Genomic DNA, 21579 nt, shown 5'->3' on the forward strand with positions numbered 1-21579 from the left:
TGATAATGAACTCTATACATAAAGTTAGCAAGCCAAACGAAAATATAAAACGTGTTTTATTAATAATATTATGTACGGTATTTAGTTTTAACTTTTCTACGGCACAAGAATTTATAATAAAAGAAATAGAAAAGGAGCTAAAGACCGCAACATCTTTTGAGCTTACCGAAGTATTCACTCCGCAAAACTTAGTGTCTTATCCAGATTTTAAGGGCTATGTAAAAGTTTTTGTAAAGGGAGCATGGAGTGAAGCCTATACTGCAGAAGTAACTTATACCGTTAACATAAAAAATGGAACACAATTAAATAAAATAGCCCAAGTTTCCTATAATCCAAATGGAAATATAGGAGAGAGCATCAATATCAATATTTCAGGGTATGAGTTTGAACTAGGAGAAGAAGAAGTAACTAGCGTAGCCATTAATTCGATAAAAATTAATAATGTAACAACTCTAGATAGCAATTTACCAACTAATTTATTTATGTCTTTAGGGTATGAAAGCTATCAATATATCGCATTAAATTGGGGAGCAAATATCCAAGCTCAAGTTACAACAAATGAAACAATACGTTTCGATTGGACTACAAATTCAGCCTCAGGGTATAATGGTATCGTATTTTTTGAATTGGCTTGGACTTGGGTAGATAATTATAGTACAGAAGGAATAGAACACAATAAAGTACCAGAAGATATATTTTTTAGTGATAGAGATTTCGAATTAAATCGAACAACCGTACAATTAAATGTTACAGAAGGTGTAAATACACAGCATTATGAGATTCCTAATTTATTTCAAAATGGTTATATACTTTTTGCAATAAGAGCGGTAGGTAGAGTAGATGCAGGGCGTACTGCCTATCATCAAGGAAAGTGGAGTTCTTATACAGAAACAAAAAAAGTAGATATTCAGGATTGGATAAGTGAAAATTGTACTTTAGCATTAGAAGATAATTCCAATGGATTTAATTGGCAGTTTCAGGCTAGTTATGCAGAAGATGGTAAGAAAAAAGAAGTCGTTAGTTATTTTGATGGAACATTACGAAACCGTCAAACAGTAACTCAAATTAATTCAGATAAACATGCAGTAGTAGGTGAAGTTATTTATGATGCACATGGAAGACCAGCAATAGAAGTATTGCCAGTTCCTATAGCAGAAAATAAATTAAAATTTTATGATGGAGTAACAAAAAACGCATCTAATAACCTTTATACTTATTTAGATTTTGATGTAGACGTAGAAGATGTATCAGATCCCTATAGTGTTATTCCTGCCTCAGCAATGTCGACAAGTAATGGAGCGAGTAAATACTATTCTAACCAAAATGATATTCAAGGAGTCACCCAGCCATGGCAAAGCTACGTACCAGATGCAGAAGAATACCCATACTCACAAATAGAATATACGCCAGATAATACGGGGCGTATAAAACGAAAGAGTGGTGTGGGTAAAACCCATCAATTGGGAAGCAAGCATGAAATGAAATATTATTATAGTGGCGCTCCAGACCGTATTGAATTGGTAAGGTTATTTGGAGAAAATGTAGGCAATGCATTGCATTATAAAAAAAATATGGTTGTAGACCCAAATGGCCAAGTAAGTGTAAGTTATATAGATCCACAAGGGCGTACCATAGCCACAGCATTATCAGGTAAAACAGATAAAGATACCGAAGGGAACGATATATTAGTATCCTTAGAAGATGCCGATGAAATAGCAGCAATAGAGCGAGATCTTTTAGGGAAAAAAGAAGGCCAAATTTATGATTCTAATACCGATAAAAACGAAGCATACACTACTGTTAATAGTGCAGGTTACCCAGCAGGATTGTTACATAATTCTACATTTTTAGTAGGAAGAGAAGAAGCCGATTACGATATTAATTATTCTGCAAATCAAAATGAGTCATTTAATTTTAATCCCATACTTACGGTTGGAAGCTGTAGCTTAACAAAACCATTTGTATATGATGTTTTTATAAGTTTAAAAAATGAGTTTGGTAAAGAATTATTAGATGTTACAGAACAAAATAAAGTATTTAATACAAGTGTTAACACAGGACTTGCATACAATAATACAGATATTAAATTAGGCATAGGTAATTACAATATAACAAAAGATATAAAAATAAATCAAGGCGTACTAGATGGTTATTTAAAAGAATTAGAAACAGCTTTAACAACCGAAGGAAGTGATTGTTATATAAATCCAGATAATTTATTACCCGAAGATACCAATGAAGATTTTAATTGTATAGAAGATTGTGGTGCTTGTGATTTAGCTATTGGTAGCAAAAATACTTATGTAGCAAATCAATTAGTTCGTGCAAATATTAATACAGCAAATAATTTATATGATAGTTATGTCGCTATTTATCAAAATGAATGGGATGATTTAAAGCTGCAATGTGACGAAATATGTAATAGAGTTAATACTATAGATCAGGTAGTGCCAGATCTTTCCAATATAGGAATGAACAAGTTATTGCCAGACGTTATGCCAGAAGGACAATATGCACAAGACGATGAGTTAAGTGTTTTAAGTGATAATAGTAAATTATTTTATACCAATCATGGTGTTGTAACAAGCGACTCGAATACAGAAAAATGGCGTTTTCCAAAGTTTGATTCAGCAGATGGAACAACAACCGTATCCCATTATATAGAAGAAGATGGAACAGAATCTAAGATAGAAGTTTATATATATTCAGTAGTAGAGAAAGATGCTAACGGAAATGATGTTGTAGATCAAGAGGGTAATAATGTTATTGTAAATAGGGGATCTATACCTTTAATAGCAGCATTTGATGAAATTATTGAAAATGCCAAAGAAGGCGATGTTTTAGAAGTTTTTCCAGAAGATTTAGCGCATGTATCCGATTTTAAAAATGAGTTTAAATCAAGTTGGGCGCGTTCATTAGTACAATACCATCCAGAATATCCTTATGTGGTTTATTTTAATGATTTATCGTCTAAAAAAGAAACAACCTCACTTACTGGAATTCCTATAAATACTTTTCAATACGATTATTTACTGCAAGAGTTAATTCCAAACACAGGTCAATCGAAGCTTCAAAAAGCGATAGAACTAGGACTTATTAGCATATTAGACGTAACCTCTATTAGTAAAGCAGATCCGTTTTTTAAGATTACAAATTATTCGGTGTTACCAACCGCATGTAGCAATAGAAACGATATTGTGGAGTATGGATTAATAACAGATTACGATGGCGTTCCGCAAACAGGTACAGAAGCAAATTTGCCTATGTGGAAATTAACGTATCGTACCATGTTTTGTGGAGATGAAAGGCTTTTTCCATGCGAAAATATACCAAGCACTTTTTCGGCATGCATCACAGATGTTTTAACAAAAACAGCAACAACACAAGATCGTTTTTGGGATACTTACGTTGGTTTTTATGTGAGTTTAAAACAGCGTATGGTAGATGTGTATTCGCAAATGTATGCTGCAGAACGAAATGTTTATAATGGTTGTATAGGACCAGTAGATACTCACGATAATAATATTAAAAATATTTTACCAAATTACAATGCGTTAACAAATTGTATTATTAATAGTCCTAACGATTCAGGGTACAGTGTTTGTAGTCAATTGCTTAGTTCTCCAAGTGTTCCTTCGTCTGATATTTTATTAAAAGAGCGTAGGTTTTTACAAGCCGATAATATTTACAACTCATCAGAATTAGGAGAATTAGTAGATGTCGAGATACTAAAATCTGATGTAGATGTTTCCACGTGGAAGCAAACAGGAAAATGTCCTTTAGTATTCGATTTAGAGTTCTTTTTAGACAGTTATTTTAAAGAAGCCACAGTTTTTGGAGATCTAAATAATTCTACAGGAGACTTGAACCCTAAACGATATATCTCTTACGAGTTAATAAAAAGCCAATTAGAAGAAGGTAATACGAGTACCATTAGTAGTATTGATTTTAATGTAACAGGAAATATAGCTATAACTTTTGGTTTAACAGGAGGGGCAACAATTCCTGAAATGGTAATCGATACGCCTCATAGTACTATTACAGGGCGAGAATTTAATTTTAACGATTATGCTACTACAGGAAGCTCCAATAGTTGGAGTATTACAAAAGTGTCAAATTTAATTTATGATGAAACAATAGTAGGTTTTAATTCTTTTAAAGCTTTAGCTAATATTACTTATCAAGAAAATGGAGAAACAAAACTAGGAGATATTGTTTTAACTGGTAATTCAGGAGCATTAATAGGAAATTGTGAAGACTTATTAAAGTTAGCAGAAAGAATCGTAACCTACACGCCAACTTACGAATCTTTTACAGATAATGGATGTGCTCGAAGTTTAGATTTTGGAAGTAGTTTGACTACTATTTTAAACGAATATCTTAATGAGTTTGAGATAGAACAACAATTGCCTCAAGATAATATAAACGTTATGCTTGCAGATACATTATTAATAAACGTATCTACATCTTATGCTAATAGTTATGTGAAAAGTTATATAGGCGATAAGAAAGGAGAGGCAATAATGCATTTAGAGTATGATCCAGCGGTTCAACAATTACGATTTATTATAAAAATAAGGGGACAAATAATAATGAGTCTTGGTATATCTTTGAAAGACTATTATCCTTCACAAATTTATAATATATCAAAAATTGCAATAAATAATGAAACTCCAAATATTGTGGGACTTTCATTTCAGCTAGAAAATGGAAACTTAGTAGAAACTAATGGAGAGTTATATCGAAATAGCAGAGGGCATGTATTCGACTTTAGTTGTAATGGATGTAATGATAATATGTTACTTACTGAAGATGAGCAGATTGCTGTGAAACTAGAAGCCTTTTTAAATACTTTATTAGAATATTATAATAGTTCTAATGATTTTGAGAATTTTTTGTCTGATAAGCTCTATGAAATAGGTGGATATATTGAGAACTTAAATTATCATGGTTATCCTACAATATTTAATTTTAGTGTTGTACCAATTCCAGAATCTAGTTTTCTACAAGTTAGTTTTTCATACGATCGTAGTATAAGGGAAGATAATACAGCAACTTTTGTTGTTAAGGGTGTTGCAGATGGAGATGGTTTTAAAATATCTTCACATATAAGAAATTTAAAACTTGACCCTAATAATATTGAAAACTTTACATATGAATATTACGACGATCCATCTTTTAATGGTAATTCTGATTTAGAATTACCTGTTTACACAAATGGAAGTGGTACTATCTCATCTTTATCAGGTTGCTCAAATATCGATGGATCTGAAGGAGATGCTCCTAAACATATTGCCTTTTTTGTTAAAAAGCCAAAAAATATTTCAGATAGCGTAGAACTTAGATTAAATCTACTAGAGTTTATAGAAACATATAAGAATAAAACTAATATGTATTTCTCTTTTGTTGGTTTCGGAAAGTCAGATTTTTCAGGAACATTACTAAGACCAAATATTATAGAACAAAATTATACAGATGCTAATGCTTCTGAATTTAATGATTGGTTAACAGATGTGCTTATAACTTCAAGAACAACGCTGTATAATGATGTATATGAGGCTTATAAAGTAGGTAGTATGATGATATCTAGCTGTCTTGTAAGTGCTAATGCTTTAATTATATTTGCAGACGATTATAAACATGATATAACCTATTCTGATTCAGAATATACCACTATAGAACGGTATTATTATCACATGGGGGGAGGTACTTATGAATATTCTATATCTGATACTAATTCATTTTGTGAATTTGATGCAGGAGTACTTGTAGAGTGCTATAATATAAAAGATTGGGTGAATAGGGTTGGATCCTATATACCTGACGATCCATATTCCCCAGCGCTTTCCCTTACAGAAGGAAAAAATCTATTAGATAATAATTATTATAGTTATAATGATTATAGCGAAGTTAGCAACAGTTTAATAGATTTAGTTAATAACATATTAGATCCATGTCAAAAAAAAGACATAGTTTGTCAAGAATGCATACCTCAAACAGTAATTCCTGTAGCTTGTGAAGCAGAGTATGTAAAATACGAGACAAAAATGAACGCTATAGGCGTTGAGGTTCCATCCTATTATAACGAACCAGCTTATGAGGGCAGTCCAGATACCTATTTTTGTCATGTAAAATATCAATATATAGCAGATAGCTATGTTCGTTATTTGGATGCTTTTAATATTAATACGTTGGAAGATTTAGATCATCCAGAGTTTTTAACTATTGGTGAATTTGGAGATACCAATTTAAATTATGGATATAACGAAATATTAGCAGTAGTAGGAGAATATTGGAGTTTTAAACAAGCCAATGCAACTACAGAGCATAATTGGAATACGTATGTGAATAATGTATATATGGTAGAAAATAAAGTATGCCCACCGCCAGTAATGGATATTACTTCACTACCAGCTCCAGAAGATCTGCTACCAGATACACCGCAATCTATTTGCGAGCAATTATTAAGTAATGCTAATAAAGCTTATGCTTTACAATTATATGATGAACTTATAGAATCCGAAAAAGTAAGATTTAAAAAAGAATATTTAAAAAAGGCGATAGAAGAGCTACAAGAAACCTTTTTGTTATCGTATGAAGATGCCGAGTATCAATATACATTGTATTATTATGATCAAGCTGGAAATTTAGTACAAACAGTTGCCCCAGAAGGAGTCGATAGGGTAAATCAGGATCATAACTTTAAAACCCAATACAGATACAATTCACTTAATCAATTGGTATGGCAAAGTACACCAGATGGAGGAGAAACACGGTTTGCTTATGATGATTTAGGACGTATTATAGCCTCACAAAATGCTTTGCAACTTAAACGAAGTACACCCGAGAATTCTATGATTAGTTATACGTTATACGATGGATTAGGTAGAATTATCGAAGCAGGTCAAGGACATTCAAATAAAGAATTTGTTATAACTAATGATGGTATTCTTCAATATTATGTAGAGGAATATGGGAGTGATATTCTAATCCGTGATTCTTCTTTATTACCAGATTTATTTTCGAAAAAAGAACAAGTTACAACAACGACCTATACAAAAACTATTAATCTCGCAAAAGATTTTGGGTTTAAGCAATCTACCAATACCCGTAATAGAGTTACCTCGGTTGTTTATACAGAAGACACCAGTTCTGGATTAGATTATAATAATGCCATTTTTTATGATTATGATATACATGGTAATGTAAAGAAAATGGGATATTATGTTTATTTAGGAGAAGAAGAGCAAAGAACCATAAAAACTACCGAATATGAGTACGATTTAATAAGCGGTAATGTAAATCAAGTTACCTATCAAAAAGATAAGGTCGATCAATTTATACATAGGTATACGTATGATGCAGACAACCGTATAACGGCTGTTAAAACATCACGAGACGGTATGACTTGGGAAACAGATGCTGCATATAACTATTATGCACATGGTCCTTTGGCGCGTACCGTTTTAGGAGAACAAAAAGTACAAGGTTTAGATTATGCCTATACACTTCAAGGTTGGTTAAAAGGTGTAAATGGAGAGCAAGCAGGAGTAGACGATATAGGAGGAGATAATGGAGCTATAGTAGCTAAAGATGCTTTTGGGTATTCACTAAACTATTATAGTGGCGATTATATACCTGTAGCTGGAACAAACCCATTTAATACTGCTGAGTCTACCAATAATCAGAGTATAAAAAATCTATATAATGGTAATATAAAAACGATGGTAACCAGTTTAATAGATTTAAATGAAAACCCATTGTCTGTTTTACAAAATAATTATACCTACGACCAATTAAATCGTATTAAAAAAATGGAAAGCTACAATGTAGCATCCGCAAGCGGAGTGAAGGCTTACGCAACAGATTATCAATACGACCGTAATGGGAACTTAAAAAGGTTACAACGCTGGGCAGGAGGTCTACAAATGGACGACTTTGATTATAAGTATAACACAGCAGCTAGCTCGCAATTAAGAAACAACCGTTTATATGCTGTGTTAGATGAACCTGCATTGGATAGTAATTTTGAAAATATTGATATAAATAGTGGGCAAAAATTAGGGGTTTTAAATTCTTTAACAGGAGAATATGAGCAAGATGCTACGAGTCCTGATAACAAACCTAATTATCAATATGATGCTATTGGACAATTAATAAGTGATGAACAAGAAGGCATTAGTAATATAGATTGGCGTGTAGATGGTAAGGTAGCAAGTATAACAAAAGAAGATAATACTATTATTAGTTTTGAATACGATGGTTTAGGTAACAGAATCGCAAAAAAAACAATACCAAATGGTAATATAAATGATGCTATATATACATACTATATGCGAGATGCACAAGGTAATGTTTTGGGGGTATATAGAAAAGGATTGGTAGAAATACCTAATACAGGAGGGGATTATATTGTGCCTGCAGGTACTATACATACTGAAGAAGAGCTTATACAAGCAGAACAAAATGTTATTTTAGCAGAAAATGGTAGTTATACCATTAGGCCGAGTGCAGATGTTACCATAAAAGCAGGAAACTCTATAGTTATAAAATCAGATGCTCTTATACAATCTGGAGCAACGGCATATTTATTTATAGACCCTAATATTGTGTTGCCAAATGAAACGGAACAGGTTGGGTTACAATTAGCCGAACATCATATATATGGAAGTTCAAGGTTAGGAATTCAACAATATATTGGAGATTTAACGCCTTTAGAAAATAAGTTTATAAATACTATAGGAGACAAACGTTATGAATTAAGTAATCACTTAGGAAATGTGTTAAGTGTAGTGAGTGATCGTAAATTAGTGGAAGATCCACTTAATTTTACTAACTTTACACCAGACGTTCTTACATATAATGATTACTATCCAGGCGGGATGCTCTTACCTAACAGACACGGTAGTTCTGATTCTTACAGATATGGATTCCAAGGACAGGAGAAAGATGATGAAGTTAAAGGTGAAGGGAATAGTATAAACTTTACTTTTAGGATGTATGACCCAAGAATTAATAGATTCTTTGCAATTGATCCGTTAACTTATAATTATCCTCATTATTCTCCGTATAGTTTTAGTGGAAATAAACTTATTTCTCATAGAGAACTTGAAGGAGGAGAGGAAATGGGTGTAGTAGCTGACCCTGAAACAGGAGGAATCTCTATTTTAACTCAAACAGGAGAAAAAATAAAAATGTTTATGATTGTTGAAACGATAAAACAACAGGGAGCTGCTGCTGCAGAAAAGTCTTTCCAAATTGCGTTTGAAAGTTTAAAAGAAGGTAATCTAGTTGCTACTAATGGGAATACTCATGTGACAAGTAAAATCGTAGAAAAAGAAATTTTGATGATAGATGGAACAAAAATGAAGGTAATGATAGGAGAGAATTTTGGATATAATCAAGGAGGAAATAAAGTCACAACTAAAGGACTTAATCAAATAGAGTTGTTTAGACCTAATAAATTGATTAAGGCGGCTAATTTAGTTGAAATGGCTTCATTAGTTAATACTGCAAGAATAGTAGATACAAATTCAGGAGAACTTGATCCAAATGCAGCATTAGGAGCAGCTGTTGGAGAATTAGCTTCTCTTGCAAAAGGGGGAGGTATGATGAAAGGTATTGCGGTTGATTTATTATTAATGACAACTGAGCATTACATAAGGTCACATAAAGGAGCAACTGAAGCTTCCTATATAGATGATATAAGAAGTGGAAAAGAAGACATGGCAGGAGCTTTTGCTTTTATTAACAATAATAATATTGACTTTGAAAATGGTGCTATTTACGAAATATTAGAATTAAAAAATAGTACAATACAAAAGTTTATTACAGGAGAGATTAAAGATTTGGCTAAATTAGAGCAATATAATTTAGAAAATGAAGATAGTACTCCTAATGGAGCTATATTAATAGAACGTATAAGTACTAAAAAAGTTAATGTTCTTTCAATACATATTGGAACTGATGAAAAAAAGTAATAAATACATATATTGTTTAATATTTTTAACTCATTTTTTTTACACATATTCACAAGAAAAAAAAGAGGTATTTGGGTGTAGTATATACTTGAGTCCTATAATTAATTTTGATTTAGTTATAGGGGATAAAAAGGATTCTGTTTTAACCCAACTAGATGTGTATAATATAGTGTCAGGAAAGCGTTTGAAATACATTCCTGAAAATGTAAAGGCTTATACGGGAAATAAATCAATAGTTTTACCTAATGGATATAAAACCCAAGTTAGGTTTAATTTACATTTTAAAAAAGGGGTGTTAGTTAAATATAATTTAACTTTTAATATAGGGGATAATTATAAATACTTTTGGGAATTGATAGACTATCTTAAGATTAATGATAAAAAAAATATAAACTCCTTTATTTATTCCGTGAAAGATAATTTACCATCATATACAGATTTATTTAAAGACAATAATTGTAAAAGATTTTTTAGTGTTGTTAGGAGTTCTGATGATGAAGGTGTGTTTGAAATTAGTTGTAAAGTTAATTAATTTGAGAGTAAGCCTGCCTTATTTTAAAAAGTTAAAATCCACGTACACTTTGTTGTTATCATGATTGTTAATAAATAATCGAGTTTCATTTTGTATTGCTAAATGAATCCTTAAATCATCTAAATTTTTGTTAGTGTAAAAAGTATAAAGAATTTTTTTGTCTAAATAAGGGATTATTATTTTGACTTGTTTTTCTTGATTACTATTTTTAATATCTAATTTACCTGTTTCTGAAGTGTAATAATCAATATTTTTGTTATCGAAGCTTATTATTTTGATATTATTTAACTTTAGTTGGATAGCTTTAGAATCATTTAAGAAGTTTTTGAAACTTTCTTTCTCTTTTATTTTTTCATTTTCCTGATTAGATTTTCGTTTAAAATAAGAATATAAAAAGTAAATTAAGTAAGGTGTTAATATTATAATACCTGTTACAGTAATTATCTCATTAAAGCTACTTACTTTTTGGTATTTTCCTCTATAACCAAGACCTGTAATAATGAAAATGATACCAATGAATAAGACAAATAAAAAAATATTATCGAATAGTTTTTTTAACAAACTTTTTATACCCATAAATTACTAATATCTACTTAAATTAACATAAAGAAAAATAACTTTAAATAGCCTTCAATTTAGCAGCCTTGAGCAAGTTGTCCAAAGCATAAAGAATTCCATTTTTATCATCATCAGGTAAGCTGTCAATATCCTGTAAACGTTTAAGCATTGCAGGGTCTTTTAGAAGTTCGGCATCCTTGTTCTCGCCCAACAGATAGCCCACCGTAGTATCAAGTAGTTTAGCAAGCTTAACGGCAGCCTCAATACTGGGGGTCATCTCCTCACGTTCATATTTACCAATCACAGAATGCGAGGTATTGAGCAATTTAGCCAGTTCCTTTTGAGAAAGGTTCTTGACTTTCCTACATGCTGCCAATTTTTTACCGAAATCTAAACTCATAAAGTACCTAAAAAGGGGTTAAAATACTGTTAAATCAATTATTTGGCTAAAATAAGCATATTAAAAGGTAAATAAAAATTTAAAAGAGTTGCTTGAAAGGATATGAAAATATACCTTTGTACCTAATAAGGTGTATTTAATTATTTTTCAACAAATGACTAAAAAACTTCAAACAAGCGACACAGACCAATTAATCTACGAAAACGACATTTTACAGTTCACGGTTTTAGGCGGTATAAAATTAGAGGGTTTAGACAGAATGCGAGTTACTGTAAAAGTCCAAGAGCAAGAAAGTAGCAGACCACCAGTAAGGCACAATTTAGATTTGTACAACGATACTCAATTAGAAAAATTTATACGTAAAGTAGCAGAGAAACTAGAAATCGGCACATCTGTAATATCGGCAAGTTTAAGTGAACTCACAGAAGAACTAGAAAAATATCGTTTACAAGAAATAAAAGCCAAAGAAGAAAATCTAAAACCAAAAGTTAAAAAGCTCAATTTAGGAGAAATCGAAAAAGCCGAAACCTTTTTGAAATCTAAAGATTTATTACAAAAGACAAATGAGTTAATCGGAAAGTCTGGAGTTATTGGCGAAGAAGTCAACAGGTTATTGATGTACATCATCTTTACAAGCAGAAAACGAGAACAACCATTACACGTTATAGGCTTGGGAAGTAGCGGAACAGGAAAAACACATTTACAAGAAAAAGTAGGCGAACTTATTCCAGAAGAAGAACGAGTAAGTATAACAACATTGTCAGAAAACGCTTTTTACTACTTCGGTAAGCAAGAACTAAAAAACAAAGTCATATTAATAGAAGATTTAGATGGAGCAGAAAATGCGCTTTATCCATTACGAGAATTACAAACTAAAAAGAGAATAGTAAAAACCATAGCAAGTAAGAATACAAAAGGAGAAACTCAAACTAAATATTTAGTGGTTGAAGGTCCTGTATGTGTTGCAGGTTGTACCACAAAAGAACATATTTATGAGGATAATGCAAATCGTAGTTTTTTAATTTATCTCGATGAAAGTATAGAACAGGATGAAAAAATAATGCAGTATCAACGTCAAATATCAACAGGCGAAATCAATTTTTACGAGCAAAAAGAAATACAAGAGTTTTTACAGAATACACAGCGAGTTTTAAAACCAATAACTATACGAAATCCTTTTGCTAATAAACTCAATTTGCCACAATCCGTATTCAAACCGAGAAGGACAAACAACCATTATCTGCAATTTATAGAAGCGATTACATTTTATTATCAATATCAGCGAGAACCAAAAGTAGATAAGCAAACAGGAGAAATATATATTGAAACCACATTAGAAGATATTGAAAATGCAAATATGCTTTTAAAAGAGGTTTTACTACGTAAAAGTGATGAGTTAACAGGAAGTTGCAGAAACTATTTAGAAACCCTTAAAACGTATTTAAAAGCTAAAAAGAAGAAAGAATTTACAGGATTAGAAATACGTACACAATTACGCATCAAAGAAAGTACGTTACGCAACTATCACAAGCATTTACAATTATTAGGTTACATCAAACGCAACACCAATAAAAAGACTAGAAGTTACACGTTTGAACTTGTTATATCTAAAGATTACGATAAACTACAAAAGGATATACAAACCGTATTAGATAAGGCTTTACAAAGTATTAAGAAAAAATAAGTCGCAAACCGCAAATAAATCGCAAGTACTCTTTTTGCGAAATAGCAATCTTAAAATCAGTTGTTTAAATCTAAATCGCAATAAATCTAAAAAATGGATAAGTGCAATGAAAAAATTAATATTAAAAAATGATAGCTATCAATATATCGAGAAATCATTTAGAGAATGGTTAGACATTTTAGGTTATGCAGAAAGTACGGTTTACAACTTACCAAATCACATACGAGAACTCTTTTATTTTTTAGAACAAAATAATATAAATCACATTACAGAATTAGATAATTACATCATTAAAGAACATTACCAAAACTTAAAATTACGCAGTAATGATAGAAAAGGTGGCGGATTAAGTAACGGAAGTTTAAACAAGCATTTACAGGCATTATACAAGTTTACAGACTATTTAAGACAAAGCGGACGATTAGTATTACCAACGCTAAATATTGATTGGGAAACAGACGATACACACGAAATAGAAACACTTACACAAGCAGAAATACAACTACTCTACAAAGCAACTTATGGTTATAATGAAAACAATAAACTAGAACCATTTAACGCAAGAGATAGAGCAATGTTAACCGTTTTCTATGGTTGTGGGTTACGAAGAAATGAAGGCTATCACTTAGATTTAAGCGATATAGATTTTGATAGAAGAATACTGCACGTAAGAAAAGGAAAAGCAAACAAAGAAAGATTAGTACCATTTAATAAAACCAACTCACAATATCTACAAGAATACATTTACGATAGCAGACCACAAATAGTATTAGACAAAAGAAACAACGCATTATTTATCAGTCAAAAAGGAAATAGAATGAATGCACAATCTATGGCCATAAGATTAAAACTATTACAACATCGAACAGACGATTTACAACTTCAAGAAAAGAATGTACGATTACACGTTTTACGCCATAGTATTGCTACTCACTTATTACAAAACGGAATGCCATTAGAGAAAATAAGTAAGTTTTTAGGGCATAATAGTTTAGAATCAACGCAAGTGTACACGCATCTAATCCAGGAACAAAATGGCTAAAATAAAACTCGGTAAAACCAAAGACAGCAGAACCCGAAGAAAACCCAAAACCGAAGATGCAGAAATCAAGGTTTTACAAAAGATGCTCAACGAAAAAGAGCAACCAAGTTTTAAGAAATACTTATTGCAAAAAGGTTACAGTTTACAAACAATTAAGAGTTTTGAAGTGGTTGTAACGAAATATCTAAAATGGCTTAAAAAAGAGAATATAGAAGATGTGTCAGCAAGTTATAACGACATAGTACATTATATCCAAAAACTACGAAATACAGTAAAACAACGCACGATACAAAGTGAAACGAACTCAATAAAACATTATTATAATTACTTAAAAGAACTCGATTTAGTAAAAGAAAATCCAACTTTAAATATTGCAGTAAAAGGCGTAAAAAGAAAGATACTTTACAACACACTTAATAAACAAGAATTAGAGAAATTATATAATGATTTTAGAAATATAGAAAACGATAGTTTAGCTAAAAAGCGAAATGAAGTTATTGTAAGTTTACTCGTTTATCAAGGATTAAATAGTACAGAATTAGGAAGGTTAACAACAGCAGATTTAAAATTAAGAGAAGGTAAAATATTTATAAACGGAACACGAAGAAGTAACGAAAGAACCTTAAAACTGGAATCACACCAAATCTTGGATTTTATGGAGTATCAGTTAAAAACAAGAGCAGATATTTTAGAGCAAACAGGAAAAGAAACCGATTTATTATTTACCAGTTTTGGAAGAAGCACAAGGTTCAATAATATCATTAGCAAACTCTTACCACAATTAAAAAAGCTAAATAAAAAAGTAAAAAGCGTACATCAAATAAGAACAAGCGTAATTACACATTGGCTTAAAATGTACAATCTTCGAGAAGTACAATATTTTGCAGGACACAGATATGTAAGTTCGACAGAAGCCTATTTAATCAATGATTTAGACGATTTACAAGAAGAAATAGAAAAGTATCATCCAATCGGATAAAAAGCTTCGCAAGTTCCTTCGTCACTTGCTCGCAAATAAAAAAGCCAATCATTAAGCAGAAATCCCACACAAGATAAAAGCCAGATTATTGCCGAAAAAGGCAACAAACCTCTGTCTTTTATCTTGTTCCGCTTGCCACCACTTCTATGGTTTTTACGTCACATTTTTTGTAAGCCAACGCACAAATAGCACTTTATAACTTGCTCGTTCCTCACAATTACAAACAGCTATTGCCAACGCTAAAAACAAAAAATCCGCCATAAAAACCATCCCAAGCTATGTTACATAATAGTAATTATAAGTTCGCTTCGCACAATTTTTAGAGTTGTTATTTTAGAAGATAAAAAATCGTCGTTATAATTGCTATTATGTAAAATATCCGCTCTTCCAACGCTTTTTGCAACCGCTTCTGCCAGCGCACTAGGAAAATGGAAATATTTACTTCGTAAGCCAACGCACCGAATTTGCACAAAAAAAGCGTGCGCAAAAAGACATCAAGCGGAAAAAGCTTGCTTTACTTCTTTGCTTGTTTTTTTGCACAACTCGTTCCACTTACTCTTGTGTCGCTCTTTGCCGCTAGGCAGCAGTTTAAAAAGCTAAAGATTGATAAAGGCAACTTACCAAATCCAAAGTAAAAGGCTTGTAAATCTTTAGCTTTTTAAACTGAATTACTAAACGCTGAAAACCGTTTTAAAAGTTGATGTAACAGAGGTTGTAAATGTGGCTGGGTTGCATCAGCTTTTAAAATGAAACAAACGCAGTGCGTTAGTATTTATAAGAGTGAGCAAAAGCGTTGGCAGTTCGGAATAAGGAAGTATTTTACATAAAACTGGTTATAACTACAGATGGCGAAGCGTTGGACTTTTTAAGGAATGTATTATAACCCGTTTTATGTAACATACCGAGGAAAAGGAAGCAGGCGAAACACAGAGGTTTTTGAGGAACGAAAATACTGGGTTTTGCCTGCGCGGACATCTTGTGAGTGAGAAATATTGTTATCTTAGCAAGGTCGAAAGACATACGTTCTTTAATAAAATTTTGAAAATAAGGCTTTAGGGAAAATCGGTCGACTGCTTCAAAAAAAGCGTAAGATTAGTTTTCATTCGGAATGCTGTTACCAAACCGTCACGGCACCAGTGATAGTTATCGTTATGGCTTCCAAGGACAGGAGAAGGATGACGAGATTAAGGGGGAAGGTAACAGTGTAAACTTCACTTTTAGGATGCACGACCCTAGAATAAATAGATTCTTCTCTGTCGATCCGTTAGCAGTTGCTTATCCATGGAATAGCCCTTATTCATTTAGTGAAAATGACCTTATCAGGGCGATAGAGCTTGAAGGGGGAGAGAAAAAGATTGTGATTCATGAAGTTGATGGGACATTAGGAAATGATGGAACTCCAAATATTGTAAAAAGTCATGTTTCGATAGAAAAGGACTGGAATTTTGTAAATATGCGAGGGCAAATGTGGGTTAAGACAGAAGTGTTTTATGCCTTCAAAAATGGAGAAGTACGCAAAGGAGAGGACTTATGGGAAGAAATAACTGACGGAATTCCAGCATCATCAGGTATTGATTATACAATTTTAGATACAAATAGTGCAGCTCAAAAGGAGAAACAAGATGCAGACGTAAATTATGCAGGATGGAATCCTTTAAAGTATGCTAAAATTGTAAAGCGAGACTTTTTAGCTCCAGACCAAGCCATGCTTCGTGAAGATATGGCAGGGTTAGAAGGTGTTGCTGCAATAATGGGATATGGATTTGTAGGAAGAAACATTAAAATGGCTGCAGTAGAGACTGAGACATTTTACCGTACAATGAGCGCTAAAGACTTTAGTGTGTTTGCAAAAACAGGAAAAGTTCCAGCTACTTCTGAAACTTTTATATCGCCTACTAGAGCATTTTCCGAAGCTTACGAGGGAATTCTAGTTGAAATAAAAGTTAAAAAAGGGACGTTAGATGCATTAAGAAAAATTGGAGTTGGAGATGGCACAAATTTAGTAAAACAAAGTGTCGGGGATTTACCTAAAGTATCTAAGGGATGGACGGAAGCAAAAGCTTTTTTCAAAAAAGAAGGGAGTCAAGTAAATGTTGGTTTGGGTAAAGGAGAAGCGTTGAAAACGTTTAATGAAAATATAGTGGGAGCTAAAGCAATAATCAAGAACAAGAAATGACAGAGGACAAAAAAGAATTAATTACAAACTTTTCACTGAAAAAAATCACAAAAGAGGAATTTTTTAAACAGTTCAAAGTTGAAAAGAATATCAAAGATTATATTCTAGATAGCTTAAACAATGCTTATGCCAATAAAAAGGAAGATGTTCTTGAACACGCATTATTGTTATATTTTAATTTAAATGACTTTAAATTTGACAATTCAAATACAGAGTTATTAGGTGAAATTCTTTTAGAGGAATGGCATAATAATCATGAGGACTTAGCTATGATTTTTCAAGATATGAGAGACCCACGAAGTATTCCTTTTCTAGAAAAAGCAATGAACTTAAATCTTGAATACCTTGATTATAATGATGGAGAGTCTTTAATAAGAAAGTGTGCTTATGCTCTCGGAGATATTGATAATAGTATTTCTTGGGATAAGATAAATTCTTTGTTAAGTTCTGATAATCCAATAATTAGAGCAGCAGCAACCGAACAATTAAACAGAAAACAAAGTTAGGTTGCACCAATAATATTATTTACAGTATAATTTGAAAAGTATGTTTCCTCAATAGGGAGCATACTTTTTGCTTTTTCAAGATTATCATTAATTACAAGTTGATGTATTTTTTTAGAATATGCAGTAATATCTTCAATAGATACAATCCAGTCGTTTACATATTTTTCTACAGCAATACCAGATAACCCAATTTGTATGGCTCTATGGTTAAGAGGGTTTAAAAGTAAATCACGTTCAGGATCCCATTGTATGCGAACAGGAGAATTGTCCTTTATAGTTCGCCATTCTTCTACAGAACTATAAATATCTTTAGTGAAATGAGATAAACAAGAATTTTGTAAAGCCCATTCAAAACCCTCACGTTTAATTTTAATCTTTAAGATATATTCCTGTCCTTCTTTTTGAGCCCAACCAGAACGATACATCATCCATAAGAATGACGGTTTAATCCAAGTCATTCGAGTTGTTTTAAAAGGAGATACAAAGGTTTGGTTTTCAATAGTAGGAATAGCTATTTCTTTTCTGTAAGCTTGATAAACAGTTATGGTTTGGTCGTCATACTCTGCTCTAATGACTCTTTCTTTCATTTAAATAGCCTTTAACTTGGCAGCTTTAAGAAGATTATCCAGAGCATAAAGAATACCATTCTTGTCATCATCGGGTAAGCTGTCAATATCTTGCAGGCGTTTAAGCATCGCAGGGTCTTTTAAGAGTTCGGCATCTTTGTTCTCGCCCAATAAATACCCCACCGTAGTATCCAATAATTTAGCAAGCTTAACAGCAGCCTCAATACTAGGTGTCATTTCCTCACGCTCATACTTACCAATCACAGAATGCGAGGTATTAAGCAGTTTAGCCAATTCCTTTTGCGAAAGGTTCTTGGCTTTCCTGCATGCTGCCAGTTTTTTACCGAAATCTAAACTCATAAAGTACCTAAAAAGGGTTTAAAATGCTGTTATATCAATTATTTGGCTAAAATAAGCATATTAAAAGGTAAATAAAAATTGAAAAGAGTTGTTTAAAAGAATATGAAAATATACCTTTGTACCTAATAAGGTGTATTTAATTATTTATAAACAATGTCAAAAAACTTCAACTCCGATAATTCCGAACAATTAATTTACCAAAACGATTTACTACAACTTACCGTTTTAGGCGGTATCAAGATTGAAGGGCTGGACAGAATGCGAAGTACTCTAAAAGTAGAAGAACGAGAAAGTAGCAGACCACCAGTAAGACATAATTTAGATTTATACAACGATACCCAATTAGAGAAATTTATTAGAAAAGTAGCCGAAAGACTAGAAATAGGAACATCTGTAATCGCAGCAAGTTTAAGCGAACTTACCGAAGAACTTGAAAAATTTAGGCTAGAAAAAATAAAAGAACAGCAAGAAAATCTAAAACCAAAAGTTAAAAAACTCAATCTAGGAGAAATCGAAGAAGCTGAGACCTTCCTACAATCAGAAAACCTTTTAGAAGAGACAAATAAACTACTTGACGATAGCGGAATAGTTGGCGAAGAAGTAAACAGATTATTAATGTATTTAATCTTCACAACAAGAAAACTAGAAAAGCCATTACACATTATCAGCTTGGGAAGTTCTGGCACAGGAAAAACCTATTTACAAGAAAAAGTAAGTCAATGCATCCCAACCGAAGATGTTTTAAATATAACAACATTAAGCGATAACGCCTTTTACTATTTTGGAAAACACGATTTAAAATACAAACTCATAGTTATTGAAGATTTAGACGGCGCATCAAATGCCCTCTACCCATTACGAGAGTTACAAACCAAAAACAGAATCGTAAAAACTATCGTGCAAAAGAACAGCCAGGGAGAAACCAAAACTATTTATTTAGTAGTAGAAGGCCCTGTAAGTGTTGCGGGTGCAACCACCAAAGAACAGATTTACGAAGATAACGCCAACAGATGCTTTTTAATTTACTTGGACGAGAGCGACACCCAAGACGATAAAATCATGGCATACCAACGCCTAAAAGCAGCAGGAAAGATAAACAGCTACGAGCAAAAAGAAATACAGGAGTTTTTACAAAACACACAACGTATTTTAAAACCCATTAAAATCGTGAACCCTTTTGCCGAAGCATTAGTATTACCCAAAGCAGTATTTAAACCTCGTAGAACCAACGAACATTACTTGCAATTTATAGAAGCCATTACCTTTTACCACCAGTATCAAAGAGAAAAACAACACGATGAACAAACAGGCGAAGAATATATAGAAGTTACTTTAGAAGATATTGAAAACGCCAACAGGCTATTAAAAACTGTACTCCTAAGAAAAAGCGATGAACTCACAGGCGCATGTAGAAACTATTTGGAAAGCCTCAAAGCACATTTAAAAGAAAAGAAGAAAGCTACATTTACCAATCTTGAAATAAGAACCCAATTACGTATCAAGGAAAGTACGCTACGTAACTATCATAATCAACTGCAAATATTAGGCTATATCAAGCGAAAGAAAGATATAAAAACAAAATCTTACACCTTTGAATTGCGAATAACCAAAGATTATGAAACCCTACAAAAGAATATACAAACCGCATTGGACAAAGCATTACAGAGAATAAAGAAATCCATTAAAGACAGCGAAAATAATTTGCCTGTCGAGGCTCTCGACCGCAAATAGCAAATAACTCGCAAGTATTGTTTTTGCGAAATACCAAACAGAAAATCAATCACTTAAATCTAAATCGCAAGACATCTTAAAAAAGTATATAAGGGATGAAAAAACTGGAACTTAAAAACGAAAGCTATCAATATATTGAGAAATCATTTAGGGAATGGCTTGATATTTTAGGTTATGCAGAAAGTACCGTTTACAACCTTCCCAACCATATTAGAGAACTATTTTATTATCTGGAGCAACACAATATCAATCACATTACAGAACTGGATAATTATATCATCAAGGATTATTACAGCATGCTGAAACAACGTAGTAACGATAGAAAAGGCGGTGGCTTGAGCAATGGCAGTTTAAACAAACATTTACAATCCTTATATAAATTTAGTGATTATCTGCGTCAAAGTGGACGATTGGTATTACCAGTTTTAAATATCGATTGGGAAAATGACGATACCAATGAAATAGAAACACTCACCCCAACCGACATCCAGCAGCTTTACAAAGCAACCTATGGTTATAATGAGAATACCAAATGGGAGCCTTTTAACGCACGGGATAGAGCGATGTTAAGCGTGTTCTATAGTTGTGGATTAAGACGAAACGAAGGCTACCATTTAGATTTAAACGACATCGATTTTGATAGACAGATATTACACGTTAGAAAAGGAAAAGCCAACAAAGAACGTTTTGTGCCATTCAATAAAGTAAACTCTAAATATCTACAAGAATACGTTTACGATAGCAGACCAAAAATAGTATTGGATAAACGGAACAATGCATTTTTTATAAGCCAAAAAGGTAATCGAATGAATGCGCAATCTATGGCCATAAGATTAAAATTATTACAACAACGAACAGATGATTTACAACTACAAGAAAAGAATGTAAGATTACACGTTTTACGCCATAGTATTGCTACACATCTACTACAAAACGGAATGCCATTAGAGAAAATAAGTAAGTTTTTAGGGCATAATAGTTTAGAATCAACGCAAGTGTACACGCATCTAATCCAGGAACAAAATGGCTAAAATAAAACTCGGTAAAACCAAAGACAGCAGAACC

13 protein-coding genes are annotated in these 21579 nt (G+C 32.3%); 9 read left to right on the plus strand and 4 right to left on the minus strand.

The window, feature by feature from the left end; translation table 11 throughout:
* Nucleotides 1-5: 5 nt before the first annotated feature.
* Together A8C32_RS11250 and A8C32_RS11255 are read left to right on the plus strand one after the other, a co-directional pair.
* Nucleotides 6-9980 carry a DUF6443 domain-containing protein gene (locus A8C32_RS11250; protein ID WP_123803404.1) on the plus strand — a complete coding sequence of 3325 codons (9975 nt, stop codon included), beginning with the start codon at nt 6-8 and terminating at the stop codon, nt 9978-9980.
* 88 nt (nt 9981-10068) lie between these two features.
* A complete protein-coding gene (locus A8C32_RS11255) occupies nt 10069-10512 on the plus strand; it encodes a hypothetical protein (protein WP_123803405.1) in 444 nt (147 codons plus the stop codon).
* Between the two features lie 18 nt (nt 10513-10530).
* Here the strand turns inward: A8C32_RS11255 and A8C32_RS11260 are convergent, their stop codons facing one another.
* The gene (locus A8C32_RS11260) at nt 10531-11073 is read right to left on the minus strand and encodes a hypothetical protein (RefSeq protein ID WP_123803407.1); all 543 of its coding nucleotides are present in this window, start codon (nt 11071-11073) and stop codon (nt 10531-10533) included.
* A gap of 58 nt (nt 11074-11131) precedes the next feature.
* A complete protein-coding gene (locus A8C32_RS11265) occupies nt 11132-11470 on the minus strand; it encodes a helix-turn-helix domain-containing protein (protein ID WP_069830513.1) in 339 nt (112 codons plus the stop codon).
* A gap of 154 nt (nt 11471-11624) precedes the next feature.
* Between A8C32_RS11265 and A8C32_RS21110 the strand changes: the two genes are divergently transcribed.
* From A8C32_RS21110 to A8C32_RS11290, 5 genes are all read left to right on the plus strand, one after another.
* Nucleotides 11625-13154, plus strand: coding sequence for a hypothetical protein (locus tag A8C32_RS21110; RefSeq protein ID WP_069830514.1), 1530 nt, complete (start codon nt 11625-11627; stop codon nt 13152-13154).
* A 106-nt stretch (nt 13155-13260) separates the two neighbouring features.
* Nucleotides 13261-14196, plus strand: a complete 936-nt coding sequence (locus tag A8C32_RS11275) for a tyrosine-type recombinase/integrase (protein ID WP_069830515.1) — start codon at nt 13261-13263, stop codon at nt 14194-14196.
* Entirely contained in the window at nt 14189-15175 is a 987-nt protein-coding gene (locus A8C32_RS11280) for a tyrosine-type recombinase/integrase (protein ID WP_069830516.1), read from the plus strand. Before A8C32_RS11275 ends, A8C32_RS11280 begins: the two co-directional genes overlap by 8 nt.
* Before the next feature lie 1108 nt (nt 15176-16283).
* Complete coding sequence (locus tag A8C32_RS11285; RefSeq protein WP_123803410.1) at nt 16284-17351, plus strand: RHS repeat domain-containing protein; 1068 nt, start codon at nt 16284-16286, stop codon at nt 17349-17351.
* Complete coding sequence (locus A8C32_RS11290; RefSeq protein ID WP_069830518.1) at nt 17348-17857, plus strand: HEAT repeat domain-containing protein; 510 nt, start codon at nt 17348-17350, stop codon at nt 17855-17857. Before A8C32_RS11285 ends, A8C32_RS11290 begins: the two co-directional genes overlap by 4 nt.
* On the opposite strand, the gene A8C32_RS20205 is transcribed toward A8C32_RS11290, so the two are convergent.
* Nucleotides 17854-18444, minus strand: a complete 591-nt coding sequence (locus tag A8C32_RS20205; RefSeq protein ID WP_069830519.1) for a DUF4291 domain-containing protein — start codon at nt 18442-18444, stop codon at nt 17854-17856. The genes A8C32_RS11290 and A8C32_RS20205 overlap by 4 nt on opposite strands.
* A complete protein-coding gene (locus A8C32_RS20210; RefSeq protein WP_069830520.1) occupies nt 18445-18783 on the minus strand; it encodes a helix-turn-helix domain-containing protein in 339 nt (112 codons plus the stop codon).
* 153 nt (nt 18784-18936) lie between these two features.
* On the opposite strand from A8C32_RS20210, the gene A8C32_RS11305 reads away from it, so the two are divergent.
* Both A8C32_RS11305 and A8C32_RS11310 read left to right on the plus strand, forming a co-directional pair.
* Complete coding sequence (locus A8C32_RS11305) at nt 18937-20514, plus strand: hypothetical protein (RefSeq protein WP_069830521.1); 1578 nt, start codon at nt 18937-18939, stop codon at nt 20512-20514.
* 95 nt (nt 20515-20609) lie between these two features.
* Nucleotides 20610-21545, plus strand: a complete 936-nt coding sequence (locus A8C32_RS11310; protein WP_069830522.1) for a tyrosine-type recombinase/integrase — start codon at nt 20610-20612, stop codon at nt 21543-21545.
* The last annotated feature ends 34 nt before the right edge of the window (nt 21546-21579 follow it).

It is taken from the genome of Flavivirga aquatica (assembly GCF_001747085.1).
GTDB lineage: Bacteria > Bacteroidota > Bacteroidia > Flavobacteriales > Flavobacteriaceae > Algibacter_C > Algibacter_C aquatica.